Annotated in this window: 15 protein-coding genes; 5 read left to right on the top strand and 10 right to left on the bottom strand. The window is 44.2% G+C overall.

Annotation, left to right across the window (positions count from 1 at the left end; translation table 11 throughout):
- Nucleotides 1-46: 46 nt before the first annotated feature.
- The 7 genes from DXD68_RS13240 to DXD68_RS13210 all read right to left on the bottom strand — a co-directional run bounded on the left by DXD68_RS13240 (nt 47) and on the right by DXD68_RS13210 (nt 5,674).
- The gene (locus DXD68_RS13240; RefSeq protein ID WP_122362033.1) at nt 47-1,303 is read right to left on the bottom strand and encodes an acyloxyacyl hydrolase; all 1,257 of its coding nucleotides are present in this window, start codon (nt 1,301-1,303) and stop codon (nt 47-49) included.
- Between the two features lie 233 nt (nt 1,304-1,536).
- Complete coding sequence (locus tag DXD68_RS13235) at nt 1,537-1,998, bottom strand: DUF4252 domain-containing protein (RefSeq protein ID WP_122362080.1); 462 nt, start codon at nt 1,996-1,998, stop codon at nt 1,537-1,539.
- A 4-nt stretch (nt 1,999-2,002) separates the two neighbouring features.
- Nucleotides 2,003-2,410: a hypothetical protein gene (locus tag DXD68_RS13230; protein ID WP_122362032.1), complete on the bottom strand. Its 408-nt coding sequence runs from the start codon at nt 2,408-2,410 to the stop codon at nt 2,003-2,005.
- The gene (locus DXD68_RS13225; protein WP_122362031.1) at nt 2,400-2,912 is read right to left on the bottom strand and encodes an RNA polymerase sigma factor; all 513 of its coding nucleotides are present in this window, start codon (nt 2,910-2,912) and stop codon (nt 2,400-2,402) included. Before DXD68_RS13225 ends, DXD68_RS13230 begins: the two co-directional genes overlap by 11 nt.
- Complete coding sequence (locus DXD68_RS13220; protein WP_075559637.1) at nt 2,902-3,351, bottom strand: DUF4252 domain-containing protein; 450 nt, start codon at nt 3,349-3,351, stop codon at nt 2,902-2,904. The genes DXD68_RS13225 and DXD68_RS13220 overlap by 11 nt, the downstream gene beginning before the upstream one ends.
- Nucleotides 3,352-3,509: 158 nt before the next feature.
- Nucleotides 3,510-4,421, bottom strand: a complete 912-nt coding sequence (locus tag DXD68_RS13215; protein ID WP_122362030.1) for a DMT family transporter — start codon at nt 4,419-4,421, stop codon at nt 3,510-3,512.
- A gap of 23 nt (nt 4,422-4,444) precedes the next feature.
- Entirely contained in the window at nt 4,445-5,674 is a 1,230-nt protein-coding gene (locus tag DXD68_RS13210) for an MFS transporter (protein ID WP_122362029.1), read from the bottom strand.
- Between the two features lie 379 nt (nt 5,675-6,053).
- Between DXD68_RS13210 and DXD68_RS13205 the strand changes: the two genes are divergently transcribed.
- From DXD68_RS13205 to DXD68_RS13185, 5 genes are all read left to right on the top strand, one after another.
- Complete coding sequence (locus DXD68_RS13205) at nt 6,054-7,493, top strand: glutamate decarboxylase (RefSeq protein ID WP_122362028.1); 1,440 nt, start codon at nt 6,054-6,056, stop codon at nt 7,491-7,493.
- Nucleotides 7,494-7,504: 11 nt separating this feature from the next.
- Nucleotides 7,505-8,470: a glutaminase A gene (gene glsA, locus DXD68_RS13200; RefSeq protein ID WP_122362027.1), complete on the top strand. Its 966-nt coding sequence runs from the start codon at nt 7,505-7,507 to the stop codon at nt 8,468-8,470.
- Between the two features lie 89 nt (nt 8,471-8,559).
- The gene (locus tag DXD68_RS13195; protein ID WP_122362026.1) at nt 8,560-9,489 is read left to right on the top strand and encodes a tyrosine-type recombinase/integrase; all 930 of its coding nucleotides are present in this window, start codon (nt 8,560-8,562) and stop codon (nt 9,487-9,489) included.
- A 419-nt stretch (nt 9,490-9,908) separates the two neighbouring features.
- A complete protein-coding gene (locus DXD68_RS13190) occupies nt 9,909-10,670 on the top strand; it encodes a DNA-binding domain-containing protein (protein ID WP_122362025.1) in 762 nt (253 codons plus the stop codon).
- Nucleotides 10,671-10,877: 207 nt separating this feature from the next.
- Entirely contained in the window at nt 10,878-12,596 is a 1,719-nt protein-coding gene (locus DXD68_RS13185; protein ID WP_158585881.1) for a T9SS type A sorting domain-containing protein, read from the top strand.
- Between the two features lie 68 nt (nt 12,597-12,664).
- Here the strand turns inward: DXD68_RS13185 and DXD68_RS13180 are convergent, their stop codons facing one another.
- The 3 genes from DXD68_RS13180 to DXD68_RS13170 form a co-directional block, all read right to left on the bottom strand.
- Nucleotides 12,665-13,771 carry a type II toxin-antitoxin system HipA family toxin gene (locus tag DXD68_RS13180; RefSeq protein ID WP_199715671.1) on the bottom strand — a complete coding sequence of 369 codons (1,107 nt, stop codon included), beginning with the start codon at nt 13,769-13,771 and terminating at the stop codon, nt 12,665-12,667.
- The gene (locus DXD68_RS13175) at nt 13,771-14,088 is read right to left on the bottom strand and encodes a helix-turn-helix domain-containing protein (RefSeq protein WP_233577140.1); all 318 of its coding nucleotides are present in this window, start codon (nt 14,086-14,088) and stop codon (nt 13,771-13,773) included. The genes DXD68_RS13180 and DXD68_RS13175 overlap by 1 nt, the downstream gene beginning before the upstream one ends.
- 110 nt (nt 14,089-14,198) lie before the next feature.
- A complete protein-coding gene (locus DXD68_RS13170; RefSeq protein ID WP_122362021.1) occupies nt 14,199-14,963 on the bottom strand; it encodes a potassium channel family protein in 765 nt (254 codons plus the stop codon).
- Nucleotides 14,964-15,056: the final 93 nt, after the last annotated feature.

The raw sequence follows: 15,056 nt of genomic DNA, 5'->3' as shown, positions 1-15,056 counted from the left end.
AGAAAAGGCAATTTAAATTTACTTTCAGGGATATGACAAATTATTTTTATCGGTGGAATGTCGGATACTTGTTATGGAACCGGTATCCGATACCTAGCATTAAGTAATTGGGAGTATGGAAGTTTTGCAGGTTGTATCCGATATGTATAAATGAACTACGGGTAACTTCGATTTTAAGTGCTAGAACCTGATATAAACCTTTCAGATCCCCTCCGCGGTGTATTACATTTCCTCCCAAGCCTATTCCGACTGTAAAGTAAGGCATCACATATTCGGCACGGGCAGAAAGTCCCAGTGCCAGTTGGTAGCTGAGCGGCGGACGGTAAAACTGTTCGGTAGAAGAAGAGGAGTAGGGATCGGCATAGATATTGGCACTCTCGTCATAAACTCCATCCACCGATACACCTGCCCGAAAATTATATCCGAAGTTATACATCGGGTTAATGTTGAATCCTGCTACCGCAAATGCTCCCGGGGCAGCAACCTGTCCTTCTCCCACATAGACACCTTTCCGACGCCATGAACCGAACAGGACGACATCATAGCTGATATGGCGAGGGAAACGGGGTACAGGAGGCTGGAAGAACGGTTTGGAAAATAAATCGCCGTTCCTGTTAAAGTTATATACCAGTCCCACTTTCAGTCCGACCGTATTCAGTCCCGCATTCGGAAACCGGGTATTCCCATTCGAGAAATGCGTTAAATCCACTCCGGCTGTCAGATCCAGTTCTTTTGAAAGAATATAGTTCAGGTAGAAATTAGCATTGATATAAGCGTTGATTTTCGAACCGATCACTTTGTTGTACGGATTATCATATTCTTCATAAGGCTTCCAGCCGAAAGAAGCTCCGAAGTTCCATTCATAGTTGAACGACAGACGGGGATTGAGCTGGGCAATACGTGCACCCTGAAAGAGGTAAAGGGCAAAGGGAGTTCCTATTTCCTCTTTATTATCAAACGAATACATAGCCAGTCCAAGTCCTTGGTAGGAACCTCTGTAAATTCGGTCCGTGTAACTGTTCGGATAATATTGAAAGGAATATTTCAAATGGGCAGAGATGGATTTACGGATAGGTTTCATATCCATATTGTCTCCTCGCAGGAAAGAGTTGGTTGGGAAAATATAAGTAGGCCGTCCGTCGATACCTAACCTATGGATCAAATGACGTGAATAGGATATGGAATCTGTCATATCCCTCGGTACGTTTTTATATGTCCCATCATCAGCAAAAGCAATGCCGGATAAAAAGCACATTGCAATCAGGATAATCAGGACATTCAACCTCTCTGTTCCACTTTTCATACGTTGCTCTACTCGTTTGTTATTTGATAGATAATCAGGGTCAAATACCTAATGTCTCGCAAATATAACATTTTAGAGCGTTTACTATAGCTTATAATGGTTTCATTTTTACTCTTGTACCCTAAAGTTATAGATTTATGATCTTATTTCTATTTCAGATTCGTTCGTTTGTCGGGATATAAAGCAGTATTCCCGATATCAAAGATTGTTGAAAACCGGGATACTTTCTGCTTCTATTTATTCATTTCTTTTGTAATTTCCTGGATGTCCTGCAAGGTGAAGTTACCCAATAGCTGGATCACATTGAAACTATTGTCGGCATTGGCGAGCATAATCAGTTCGCTGATCAGGTCTCCTTTCTGCTTTACGTAGAAAGTGGCACGCGTCTTACCGTCCTTCACCCTCATCAGTTCTTCGTGATTTTTACCGATCAGACTTTCGAAATCGTTACGCATAGTTTCTTTTATACTATTGTTTTGGGTGGTAAGAATCTGCAGGCCTTCTATCTTCCCTTTCAGATTCGTCAGGTTGAGACCGTTTGTCTTCATGTCGGGTATCATCTGGAACATGGCTTTCGAAATATATACGGAAGTGACGTTGTCCATTTCGGAATATTTGTCGAACAGTTTGTTCTGTGCAAAGCAAATGCTCGTGCAGCACAGGAAGAGGATGAGTAGTATATTTTTAGTTTTCATCTTGTCAGTCATTTAAATGTTTATTCAAAATACGGTTTACATTATTTATTTCCTGTTGGGCATCGTTCATCTGATCGATTCCCTTGTTGAGGTTAGAAGACATGAAAGCCAGCGCTTTTCCAGCGGCTATGGCGGCTTCCTGCGGATTGGTGTAGGTATCTGCCAAATGCTGTTTACCTGTCTCCAGGTCTTTCAGTCCGGCAATACCGACGCAAAGCAGTAAGATTGCTGCGGCAGTTCCGCTAATCCAGTAGAGTGAACGGCGGCGGAAAGATGAACGGAGCGTCTTTTTCTTTTCAGCGGCAGCCCAGGTGTCGATCTGTTGCTCCAGCCGTTCGGAAAGCCCTTCCGGCAACATCTGATCCTCCCGGAGGACTTTGTTGATTAATTCATCTATCTGTTTATCGTTCATATTCGTATATTTTATCAAATTGTTCCCGGATTACTTTGCGTGCCCGGGAGAGTAACACGCGTATGTTTACGGCATTGAGGCCGGTGATCTGTTCTATCTCGTCCATCGAGCAATCGTCTATTCCCCGAAGGCGGATGACTTGCCGCTGGTTTTCGGGCAGACGGCTGATCAGTTGCCGGATTTGCCGTTCCTTATCCTTCGTTTCCAGCTCTTTTTCCGGAGAAGAGTCGGTCGCCAGCATGAAAACTTCTTCTATCTTTTCTTCCCGGCGATTGGCACGGGGGGAACGGAGGAAGTCGAGACAGAGGTTTTTGACCAGCGTGACGCAGAATGCTTCAGGATTGTCGATGTCGGGCAGATCATCCCGTTTATTCCATAGTTTGAAGTAAGCATCCTGGAGGATATCTTCTGCGTCTGCTTTGTTTTCAACAAGGGCGTATGCGATCCGGAAGAGCTTGGGGTGGAAGGGGAGGAACTTTCGTTTAAAGTTCTCAGCATCCATTCCCATGATCTTTCACTACTTTATCTATGTCGGACGGTTTGATCTTACCTTTGATGCGGATCAGCGCGTTGCTGTTGCCGGTCGTGAGAACTACCAGTTCGCGGATCATATCTTTTTCAATGCGTACCATTACTTTTGTACGGCTGCCCTTATCGTTGGAAGTGACCATTGTTTCGAAGTCAGGGTCTTTCAATTCCTTGATCGCTTTGGTAAAGCGTTCTTTTATCTCGTTCTTGCAGCTGCTAAATTCAATGACTTCTATACCGTTCACTCCCATGGTTTCTGTAAACATGCTGGCAAGCTTCATGGTGATATTGCCTATCTTGACATGGTTGATCTGTTCTATTTTAGAAAATTCTTTGAACAGGTCGTTCATTGTCTGGCTATTTCCTGCCTGGCAGATCAAAATCAGTGCCAGGATAACAAAGTATCGTTTCATCTTTCTGTTGTATTAAATGATTACTAATCCGGTTTGTTTCCGTCTTCCTTTTGCGCGCTTTGGAAGAGCTTCATAAGAGAGACGGGATCAACGGATAAGTTGTTACAAAGAAAGAGAAAAAAATAATATGCCAATGGGGTAATGTGCCAATATGCCAATTATTTTGAAGCAGTGGCTTTGTCTTTACTTTCCGCTATTTCAACAAAATAGACACTGGAGCAGATCAGTGCAATGGCGATCATCTGGTACCAGCTGAAGCGGTCCTGACCGATGGAAAGGGAGACGATGGTGGCAACGATCAGTATCAGGTAGCCGTAGAGAGCGACCAGTGTCGTGCTCAGGTATTTCAGTCCGATTGGGATCAGCAGGTAACTGATCGTTGTGGGGAAGATGAGGACGAACATCAGGACCAGGAAAGGAGTCCATTCGAAATGGCTGAAAAGATGTGCATCGAAGCCGGTGAATGCCATGACAACCAGCGAAGAAAAAGCGGCTCCAAGAAAACTGTAACGCAACATATTGAGCGAACTGACCCTGCCCAGTACGACATTGCTTATGATCAGGTAAGCAGCATAAGCAATTGAGCTGAGCATACAAAGCATATTTCCGGTAAAGGCATCCGAGGCCAGGTCATCGCTTTTCTGTGTCAGGATACAGAGTAGTGCGCCCCCCAATCCGATGGTAATACCGATGATCTTCATTGCCGTGATCCGTTCTTTCAGGAAGAGAACGGACAGGATGAATACCCAGATCGGTTGGAGGCTGCTGAACAGCGAACTGGAAACCGGGGTCGTTTTGCTGACACCTATCAGATAAAAGAACATGAAGCCGAACAGCCCGATCGCCCCCAAAAGAAACAGGGTGACTTTTTCCCTCAGGGTTGTCTTGTCCTGTTTCCAAAACAGGCTGATGATCCAAAACATAAGGGCTCCGAAAACACATCGGAACATGACACCCGTCAGTGGTGCGATCCATAAAGGGAGTAAATACCGAAGTGCATTCGCATTCAAACCGCTGAAGGTTTTCGATACGATCATACTCAGGTTGGCTTCTGTCTTTTTATTCTTCATAAGCTTAGCGTTTATATGCACCTTTAATTACTTTTGAAACTGTCGTTGAACAGGAACGAATCCTGTTTGATATAAGCCCAGACGGCGGCAGCCAGGGCAATAATCATGTTGAACAGGAAAGCAAACTGTTGTGTTTCTATATGGAGCATATCTTTGAATACATTTATAATGAACGGGCATAGCAGGATTGCCAGATAATTCATAGCCATGACGAAAGCCAGTGCCAGCGTCACTTTCGACGGGATAGCCGTGCGGGTGGTCTTGTCGTAAGCGATCGGCTGGATAACGCCATAGGCTAGCCCGGTGAAGATACAGCCCAGTCCGATCAGCCATTCCGTTCTTGAAACCAGGATCAGCAGCATCCCCAGTGCGATCGAGAGCAGGCAATAGAATTTCGTTTTCTTACCCAGGAAGTCTACAATCTGGTTCAGTACGAATCCCGGAGCCATGATAGCCAGGAAAAACAGGGAGATCATGATACCCGAATTGCCGCTGGTGAAATGATATTCTTTCATCAGGAAGGGGAGGTTGAAGCTGACAATGATAACGAGGTAAGTCGCCAGCCCGTAAAACCCCATGATCTGTACGAGGTGTCTGACCTGTATGCCGAACTTACCGAATGCCGGGTCGCTTTCTTTCCCTTTCTCTTGGGTTGAAACGGTAGCGGAAGCGGGCAGGGGACTGATATTCTTTTTCAGGTAGAACGACAGGACGATTGAAATAAGCGGGAAGAGATAGACCAGGAACGGCAGATGCCAGTTGATCTCCGCCAGGTATCCTGTCAGCACGGTTGCCAGTACCAGTGTCACATTGGTAATGGCCGAACTCAGACCGAATTGCTTTGTCCGGTAGGCGCCGATGAAGAATCGTGAAATAAGTCCGGTAGAAAGAGGAACGATCAGTCCTGAACCGATTCCCAGCAGGGCGCTGACAGCGATCAGTTGCCACATCTTGGTCGAGAGCAGATACAGGATACCGCTTACGGCAAAGATGCTTAACCCTATCTGTAATAACCAGATATTATTGATCTTCTCAGTCAGTTTTCCGGACAGGATAATAAACGGTATGATCAACAGGGAAGGCAGCGACGACAACATCTGTATATCCAGTTCCGTCGAATGCGGAAATATCGCCGAAAGCTTCCCCAGGATAGGAGAAACAGCCAGTCCCGGCAGCGCGTTCAGTGCCGAGATCGACCATATACCTATTAATGTGATGAGGGGAATCGTCCCCTGTCCTGTCTGTATTCTCATACTTAAATAGCTGTTTTATAAGACAGGAAACAATTCTTATGACTGAATGTTCATTTGAAAGGTTATTTCCGTTACTAAAAAACTATCGGTATCGGCAATCCTTAGAGGAAGCAGAGCTTCCTTGGAAAGGCCTCAGCGGGCGAGCGTTAAGCGCAGCAGCCGGAGTGAGCGCCCGGAGGCTGCGTTGTTTGAGCGAAGCGAGTTTCGCAGACGACAGCGAACGTAGGATGCGGAGTAGCGAGATCAAGCCAAAAGTAATTAAATATTGCAGGATTAACCAAAATCGAAGAACAATTGCCGTTGGAGGCTGTTTTTGCACTACAAATCGACGCACGAATGTCGGTTGCGCCAATTCTTAAATAATTAAAAACAAAAAGACATGAAAGATTCAAGTTTTAGAGAAGGTGATGCCAAAACTGCGATTTTTGGCTCGAATGCGATGTTGCATCCAGCTCCAGTAGACGTAATTCCTGATGGTCCTACCACTCCGGAGATTGCGTATCAGATGGTAAAAGACGAAACTTTCGCCCAGACACAACCCCGTTTGAACCTGGCTACGTTCGTCACTACCTGGATGGATGATTATGCAACGAAGTTGATGAACGAAGCAATCAACATCAACTATATCGACGAAACTGAGTATCCGCGTATCGCTGTGATGAATGCAAAATGTATCAATATCATGGCTAACCTGTGGAACAGCCCCGAACAGGCACAGTGGAAATCCGGTGCATTGGCGATCGGTTCTTCCGAAGCATGTATGTTGGGTGGTGTTGCCGCCTGGTTGCGTTGGCGTGAAAGAAGATTGGCTCAGGGTAAACCGGTCGACAAACCTAACTTCGTCATCTCTGCCGGTTTCCAGGTTGTATGGGAAAAGTTCGCTCAGTTGTGGCAGATCGAAATGCGTCAGGTACCGTTGACGCAGGAACATATCACACTCGACCCGCAGGATGCCCTGAATATGTGTGATGAAAATACAATCTGTATTGTTCCTATCCAGGGTGTTACATGGACAGGATTGAACGACGATGTGGAAGCGTTGGATACCGCTCTCGATGCATACAATGCAAAGACCGGTTATGATATTCCTATCCATGTGGATGCAGCTTCCGGTGGTTTCATCCTGCCGTTCCTGAAACCGGAGGTTAAATGGGACTTCCGCCTGAAATGGGTACTTTCCATCAGTACTTCCGGACATAAGTTCGGATTGGTATATCCGGGTTTAGGCTGGGTAGTATGGAAAGACAAGAAATACCTGCCGGGTTCCATGTCTTTCAGTGTAAATTATTTAGGTGCAAACATCACTCAGGTCGGTTTGAACTTCTCTCGTCCTGCAGCTCAGATCCTGGGACAATACTATCAGTTCATCCGTTTAGGATTCCAGGGTTACAAGGAAGTACAGCAGAACAGTATGGCTGTAGCCGATTACCTGCATGCTGAAATCGGCAAGATGGCTCCGTTCCAGAACTACAGCAAAGAAGTGGTGAACCCATTGTTTATCTGGTATCTGAAACCGGAATATGCTAAATCTGCTAAATGGACATTATACGATTTGCAGGATAAACTGAAACAGAGCGGTTGGATGGTTCCGGCATATACATTGCCTGAAAACCTTGAAAACTGGGTTGTTATGCGTATCGTTGTCCGTCAGGGATTCAGCCGCGATATGGCAGATCAATTACTGGGCGATATCAGCAATGCTATTGCCGACCTGGAAAAACTGGAATATCCTACTCCAACCCGTATTGCACAGGACAGAAACCAGAAAGTAAAAGGTTCTGTATTCACTCACACAGGTATTCCCAAATCAACAAAGTAAACTATTTGAGTATGGATAAAAAGATTTCCGTTTCACAAATAAAGGAAGCGGCTCAGGAAGCCTACCAGATGTTTAAGAACAACACAGACGGAAAGAATGCCGATTACATACCTTATCTGGCCAATATCGATAAGAACCTGTTCGGTATAAGTGTCTGTCTGATGGACGGGACGATCATCCAGCTAGGCGATTCCGAATACCGCTTCGGTATAGAATCCGTATCGAAAGTACACACAGCCGTGTTGGCTCTGCGTCAGTACGGAGCACAGAAATTGCTTGAAATGATCGGTGCTGATGCAACCGGACTGCCTTTCAACTCTATCATGGCTATCTTGCTGGAGAAGGATCATCCTTCTACTCCGCTGGTCAATGCCGGTGCGATCACTGCTTGTAGTATGGTACAGCCGATAGGTGATTCTGCTAAAAAATGGGATGCCATTGTTTCTAACATTACCGATCTTTGCGGTAGCGCTCCCCAGTTGATCGACGAACTGTATAAGTCGGAATCGGCCACCAACTTCAACAACCGCTCTATTGCCTGGTTATTGAAGAACTACAACCGTATCTACGACGATCCGGATATGTCGCTCGACCTCTATACCCGTCAGTGTTCATTGGGAATCACAGCAGCTCAATTATCTGTCTGCGGAGCTACTATTGCCAATGACGGTCTGAACCCGGTATCTAAAAAGCAGATATTCGACAGTTCATTGTCACCGAAGATCACATCCCTGATCGCAACCGTAGGTTTCTACGAACATACCGGTGACTGGTTATATACCTCCGGTATCCCAGCAAAAACGGGTGTAGGTGGTGGTGTAATGGGTGTAATGCCCGGCCTGTTCGGTATCGCTGCTTTCGCTCCACCAATTGACAGCGCAGGAAACTCTGTGAAAGCTCAGTTGGCGATCAAATATATAATGAATAAACTGGGTCTGTCCATTTTTAATGGCGACCGGGTAACAATTACTGAATAGAACAGTTTATTCTTTTAATTGGCAAGCCTCTTTGTTCCTCGTTCAGAGGACGGGAGGCTTGTTTTGTTTATTTCTAAATTATATATAGTATGACAACCTTTTTCTTCACTTATGCCGACACTTTGGTGAAGCGTAAACGTAAGGCCGGGCATTTTTCGACTGCCGACCTTTACCGAGCTTCCTCCAACTGGCTCCGGCAGTTTTGGGGTGATGATCGTCTGTCGTTTGACGATATCACTTCCGGTTTGATCGATCGCTTCCGTGACTGGCTTCAGTCATTGGGACATCTGAAAACAAATTCGATAAACAGCTATCTGAGTAGCTTTCGTGCCATCTTTCATAGGGCTGTGCGCGAAGGGTTGGCACCGTCGAACTGCCTTTCGCCTTTTGCACACCTTAACTTACGGCAAGGAGAAACTGCCAAACGTGCCCTTCGTAGGGAAACGATCGAAGAGATTGTGCAGATGGATTTGTCGGATAGTCATGAGCTGGAGATGGCAAAAGACTTTGCCCTTTTCTCCTTTTTGGCTTGCGGATTGCCTTTTGTCGACCTGGCGCATCTGACAGCCGACAATATTATCGCCGGTGAATTAGTCTACAACCGCTGTAAGACTGGTACCCTGGTACGTGTCTGCATCACCCCCGGCATGCAACGACTGCTCGATAAATACATGCAACCCGGTAGCTGTTATCTCTTCCCCGTTCTGTCCGAAGACAGTAACGGGGAACAGCAATATGAAGCCTATAAGAAAGCCCTTCATCATTACAACAGTTGTTTGAAAGAAATCGGTCAACGTCTGGTCATCCCTATCCATCTAACTTCGTATGTTTTCCGTCACACCTGGGCGACAGAGGCATTGCGTAACGACACTCCGATAGCTGTTATCAGCCAGGCACTCGGCCATACGTCGGAAAGGACAACACGCCTCTATCTGAAAGCACTCGACCAGTCGAGGCTCAATGCTGCCAACAAGATTATTATAAAGGGACTGGATAGTTTGGTAGGAGTGAGGGCTTAAGAGACCTTATTTGTGAAATAAGGGTGTTTGTCCCATTTGATGCAGGCCATGATAAAAAGGACCTGTACTAGTGTGGAAACGGGGCAAAGATATATATTTTATTTAAACAAGAACAAACTTATCTGCTTATAATTAGATGGGTAGGGGATGATTTGTGCTTTTATGAAAAATTTAGGAGGCTTAGGTTAATGTATGGGCATAGAGGTACTAAGGGTAACCTTTTCCCTCTTGAAAAGGAGTAGGGAGTGTATCATTAGCAGCCTGTTTTACTCACATTGATACACACACTATTCTTCTCAAAAGGAGAAAAGACTACTCTCAGCCGCAAAAAATCCAATATAAAGAACTACCCTTATTTCACAAATAAGGTCAAAACAAGGAAACGCCTGGTTAACCGCGGGCACTAAACATTCATTATCATGGCTGAAAAGATCATTCTAACTGCCGACCTCTACGACAACGCCGTCACAGAGAAAAAAGGAGACTACACTGCAAAAGCCGCCATCACAGGGACTTTACGTAACGAACAAATCGCTGACCGCATCGTGGCCAAACGAACCGAGTATCGCAAGGAAACCATCGTCAACATCCTTGACATGGCCGATCAGGAAAAGATAGAGGCTATTGCCGAAAACAAAAGCGTTATCGATGGTGTAGGACAGTATTTGTTAAATATTTTGGGAGCTTTCGATGGAGAAAAGGCTCCGTTCGATCCCGTAAAACATAAACTTTCAGCCACTTTCATCCCCAGTAAAAAACTGCGTGACAGATTGTCTGACGTACAGGTACAGACACGACCGGCTATCACCGGTCCGGTTATTAACTCGATTACGGATTCTACGACCGGCGAATTAAACGGACTATTGACTTCAGGCAGTGCTGCAGTGATTAATGGCTCGAATATCAAGGTTGCAGGAGATGCTGAAAATGTAGGCGTATTCTTGGTTCCGACCGGCGGCGATCCGCTGAAATGCCCGTTACTTATTCATAACAATCCTTCGCAACTGACCGTTATGCTTCCGACATTGACCGACGGAGAGTATACATTAAGTATTACCACCCAGTCCGGTGCAGGTAATAAACTGGTCAAAGATCCGCGAACTTATACATTCCCTGTTTTACTGTATGTAGGTGAAAAACCAGGTGGAGACGATGAGGATGATCGTCCGGTAATCGAATAATCCCTCCCTGGTTAGCCTCTCTGACCAACTGTTGGTTAATGAAGCTGAGAGCCGTTGGTTACACCATCAAACCAATGTTGGTTAAGCAAGCTGACCAATGGCTCTTATTCGAACTAACCAACGTTGGTTAGACGGTGCGCCTAAAAAATGTTAACGCTGAAAATATATCTAACTTTAATAATTAGTCTAACTTAAATTAAAATGAGTATGAAGAAAATTTTTACTTTGGCAGTAGCCTTTATGGCTGTTGCGTGTGGTGTGCAAGCACAAGTGGATGCGAGTGTATCAGCATCGATGAAGATTGATAAACCGATCGAGTCGTTCGATTATGTCGCACCGATTCAAACCAAAGCGGATGCTGCCACGTTTGTCGGTGGTACGGGTACAGAAGCTGATCCATATCAGATTGCGACAAAGGAAGATTTGCAGAAATTAGCTGAGTTGACTTCAAAAGCAGAGAATGAGTCTTTAGAAAACTTGAAAGGGGTATTCTTTAAGCAGACAGCTGATATTGTATTTGAAGAAGGTGATAAAATGCCTGTAATTGGAGCTGGAGCCTATTTTTGCGGGACATATGATGGCGACGGATATATGATCAAGAACTTTACAATAACAGGAAAAAAACAAGATTCTAAAAGTCAAGTTCGAGCTCTTTTTATATATTGCAAAGGTGCAACTCTCAAAAATATACATATGGTCGGCACTAAAGTTGAGTATGATTTGGAAGGTGCCGATTATAGTGTACTGATAGGTGGGCTAGCTTTTCAGGTTGTAGAAGGAAAAATGATCAATTGTACGACAGAAGGTACCTATACGGTGCGTGCTAAAGGGGAAGTAAGCAGTTCTGCCATTGGTGGGTTAGCTGTTAGTTTAACTAATAGTACGGTTGAGAATTGCCGCACGTATGGAACATATCTGAATGAAGTCGCAGTAAATGGTGGAGAACAATGTTACGTTCAGATCGGAGGTATTGCAGCTGAGATGTATAATTCAAATATTATTGATTGTTTTACTGGTAGTACCATGGAGGATAAAGCTACTGGGAATGTTGCAGATTTGATACTTCGTACAGCAGGAATAGCTGCTTTTGCTCAATCTTGTCAGGTTGAGCATGTGGCAAGCGTAGGAGAATCTTTCACATCTATCGCAGACAATAAGCAGGAAGGTGGTAAAACAACTATATATACAGCAGGTCTTGTAGCCGTTGCGAATTATAAAAGCATGCTGTCAAACTCTTGGAGCGCTGTAACCACGTTAAAGAGTGAAGAGGCTACTGGTTCTATCGAGCCTGCTTATACAGCTTTCTTATTTGGAGACTCTAAATCAGAAAACACTTTCTATGCAAATAGTGCTGAAGTAATAAAAGAAGAGGAGTTCATCAACGAAATTAATGGAAAATTCCCTGCAAGTGCTAAACCTTGGTTATTCAGAGAAAACGATTATCCATCTCTCTTACCTTTGTATACTGTAACCCTACCTACTTTGACAGGTGCAACAACCACTCCGGGCGAAGGTGTTGCCCAGATAGAAGAAGGCGAACGTTTCCGTTTCTCTTTGGTATTGGAAGAAGAATATAATCAATCCAAACCGGTTGTAACCGTTGGTGATAAAACACTGGAACCGGATGCCAACATGAATTACGTGACAGAACCGGTAACAGCTGATATGGTTGTTAAAATCGATGGTATTGTCAAGAATACGGAAACAGCCAATGAAGAGATCAACGCTTCTGTTCAGAAAGTATATGTAGCAGACGGTATTCTGTATATCCAGCCGGAAGCAACTGCCCAGGTGAACGTATTCAATATGCAAGGCCAGCTGGTGAAATCAACCCTGGTTTCCAGCGAAGCCCAAATACAATTGCCGCAAGGTCTTTACATTGTCCGTTTGAATGACCAAAGCTATAAAGTTCGCATAAGCGAATAAACAGCTGTCATGGCATAAATAAGGCTGTGCTATCCCTTTCATGGGGAATTAGGCACAGCCTTTTTTTATTAGAAATCATGCCATTTCTTTAACATGATCTTTGCGCAGTTTGAGTATACCTGATCGAACAGTTCTTTGCACTTTTTACGGGGAAGGCGGATTCGGGTACCGGCTTCGATCATATCGTTGTAGTCGGGGAGACCTTTTCCGTTGATCAAGGTGGTATGTTCGCCGCCATAACCTTCGTCTGAGCGGGTGAGGTCGTAGGCTGGCGATAATTGCCAACCGTTATTGATATATAAAAAGGCAAAGTTCTTGGCATGGTCGTCTTTATTGCCGGTCAATACGTTGAATACCATCCGGCGAAACATTTCTTCCACCTGCGGTTGCTGCTTGGTTAAATAGCCGGTTGCCTGCATTAAAGCGATATAATCGAGAGAAGGGTAACGAAAGTCTACGTCCAGTAATCCGGCTGCGGTGATAGTGTGAATACGTTGTCCGTTGTCGATGTCGAAGCGTTTTACACCAAAGTATTTCCCTTCGAACAATCTTGTTTCCGGCATATTGATACCGCAGGCTTTGGCTGTAAGTGAATATTGATATTCTTTCTGTCCCATATCCGACGGATCATAGGTATGCCTGAATTTGATTAGCCAGGATTCACCATCTACATTGAGCAAGCATTTGGGACGACATCCACCTGAGTTTCCGCTGTTGTGATATAAAATGTCGATGTTATCCAACGACTTTTCATTTAAGACATCATCAGCCAGTTGCTGTAAGGAGTCGAGGCTGGGAAGCTCCTTGGATATACCGACTGCTGTTTCCGGCAAATAACATAAGGCTCCCATACCACTTGAGCCTACAATACTCAGGCGTTGTAGTGGATTTAAAGTAAAATCGTCAATGCCTTCTTTCAAAAGCATCTTATGGAGTAAATATCTACCGTAGCCATCCGGCAGGCTGTCGGCAAATACACCGAAGTTGCCGTAGAACGGTGTTGAAGGCGCTTCAAATAATTGGTTTGTGAGAGGTAGTTTTAGAGGAGATATTGAGAAACCGTCAGTAAGCCATTCTTTGTCATATTGAAATACACAGTTACCTTTGGGAGAAATGGCTATCATACCTACAAGTCTGTCATGGTAATATACGCTTAGTTTGGATATTTCACGTATCATATTCTCCCTCTCTTTCTGGATTTATTGGTATTGATGTCATTCAGTTCCTCGATAGTTGTATACCGGGGTGTTTCCATTAATTTAAGCAACTCTTCGGAGTATCCGAGGGCGACAGCAATAGCAATGAAAGATTCTAGAGATATCTTACCTTCATCTTCGAATTTACGCAATGTGGCAGCGCTGACTCCGGATAACTCTGCCAGTTTATTTCTGGAAAGATTCTTTTCGAGCCTGCGCTGTTTAATGCGGGCGGCATATTCTGTTATTATATCTTCGCTACGGGTAATTCCCGGTATGAATTTAATATACATCATTGTATCAAATAAGTTGCTATATATGATATTAATGCTATAATGATATCAATAATATGCAAATATAGGCAACTTATCTGAAACAATACCGGATTTGGTATCATTTTCCTTATTTATTCTTTCTCTTCAGCAGGTTTTGATGCCACTGCCTGTTGTGGGGCAGGTGTATCATCTATCTTGTAAAAGTCTGCTTTCCTTTTGTTTGCATTTTGGACCAGGCTGGTTACATAAACAGTGAATATCGGGAACATCATCATCCCTAATGCTGCCAGGAGGACCGATAATATCCTTCCTGTCGGAGTAACGGCATATATATTCGAACCGACCGTTGTCACGTCCATAAAAGCCCACCATAACGCATCATCGTAGCCGGTTACCTGCGGGTTGACCTTATGTTCGATCACGAAGAATATCAGGCTGGAGAAATAGACTGTTGCCAACAGCATCGTCAGATAGGAGACGAACAGGCCGGATGCTTTGTTTGATGACAGCCATCCCACTACGATAGCCAGTGCGTAACCGCTGCGTGCCAACGGGATAAAACGGAGGAAATAGGTGATCTCCGGAGAGAATTCGATTCCGTAATAATTAATAATATTCAGATAAGGAATAGATACGATCAGGAAGATAAAATGGGTTTGCAGATAATATAATTTACGTTTTGATAAGAAAAACTCCAAAACGAAATCGGCAATGAAGAACATACATATCCAGAACTGTATTTTCAGATACGAGCCCTGCGTCATGAAAGGAATGTTCTTAAATGTATCAATTGAAATGACTACAATAAGGAATAGCGAAAGTAACAAAATGATAACATGCAATACCCCGTATATTCCTCTTTTCTCATAAATAATATCGCTAAAAGCAGACTTCATTGTGTTTAATATTTAGGCGTTTAGATAAAAATATTTTAGGCTATCTAACAGTGGAAAGCCCCATTTTGTTTTTAACACTATTCTGTTAATTAA

The organism is Parabacteroides sp. TM07-1AC (assembly GCF_003480915.1).
Taxonomy (GTDB): Bacteria; Bacteroidota; Bacteroidia; order Bacteroidales; family Tannerellaceae; genus Parabacteroides; species Parabacteroides chongii.
The sequence above is the reverse complement of the archived record's forward strand: the minus strand, read 5'-3'. Positions and strand labels throughout refer to the sequence as shown.

Bases quoted from the DNA above. Each gene is read 5' to 3' on its own strand.
- DXD68_RS13240 (WP_122362033.1), bottom strand. From the start codon at position 1,303: ATGAAAAGTGGAACAGAGAGGTTGAATGTCCTGATTATCCTGATTGCA.
- DXD68_RS13235 (WP_122362080.1), bottom strand. From the start codon at position 1,998: ATGAAAACTAAAAATATACTACTCATCCTCTTCCTGTGCTGCACGAGC.
- DXD68_RS13230 (WP_122362032.1), bottom strand. From the start codon at position 2,410: ATGAACGATAAACAGATAGATGAATTAATCAACAAAGTCCTCCGGGAG.
- DXD68_RS13225 (WP_122362031.1), bottom strand. From the start codon at position 2,912: ATGGATGCTGAGAACTTTAAACGAAAGTTCCTCCCCTTCCACCCCAAG.
- DXD68_RS13220 (WP_075559637.1), bottom strand. From the start codon at position 3,351: ATGAAACGATACTTTGTTATCCTGGCACTGATTTTGATCTGCCAGGCA.
- DXD68_RS13215 (WP_122362030.1), bottom strand. From the start codon at position 4,421: ATGAAGAATAAAAAGACAGAAGCCAACCTGAGTATGATCGTATCGAAA.
- DXD68_RS13210 (WP_122362029.1), bottom strand. From the start codon at position 5,674: ATGAGAATACAGACAGGACAGGGGACGATTCCCCTCATCACATTAATA.
- DXD68_RS13205 (WP_122362028.1), top strand. From the start codon at position 6,054: ATGAAAGATTCAAGTTTTAGAGAAGGTGATGCCAAAACTGCGATTTTT.
- glsA (WP_122362027.1), top strand. From the start codon at position 7,505: ATGGATAAAAAGATTTCCGTTTCACAAATAAAGGAAGCGGCTCAGGAA.
- DXD68_RS13195 (WP_122362026.1), top strand. From the start codon at position 8,560: ATGACAACCTTTTTCTTCACTTATGCCGACACTTTGGTGAAGCGTAAA.
- DXD68_RS13190 (WP_122362025.1), top strand. From the start codon at position 9,909: ATGGCTGAAAAGATCATTCTAACTGCCGACCTCTACGACAACGCCGTC.
- DXD68_RS13185 (WP_158585881.1), top strand. From the start codon at position 10,878: ATGAAGAAAATTTTTACTTTGGCAGTAGCCTTTATGGCTGTTGCGTGT.
- DXD68_RS13175 (WP_233577140.1), bottom strand. From the start codon at position 14,088: ATGATGTATATTAAATTCATACCGGGAATTACCCGTAGCGAAGATATA.
- DXD68_RS13170 (WP_122362021.1), bottom strand. From the start codon at position 14,963: ATGAAGTCTGCTTTTAGCGATATTATTTATGAGAAAAGAGGAATATAC.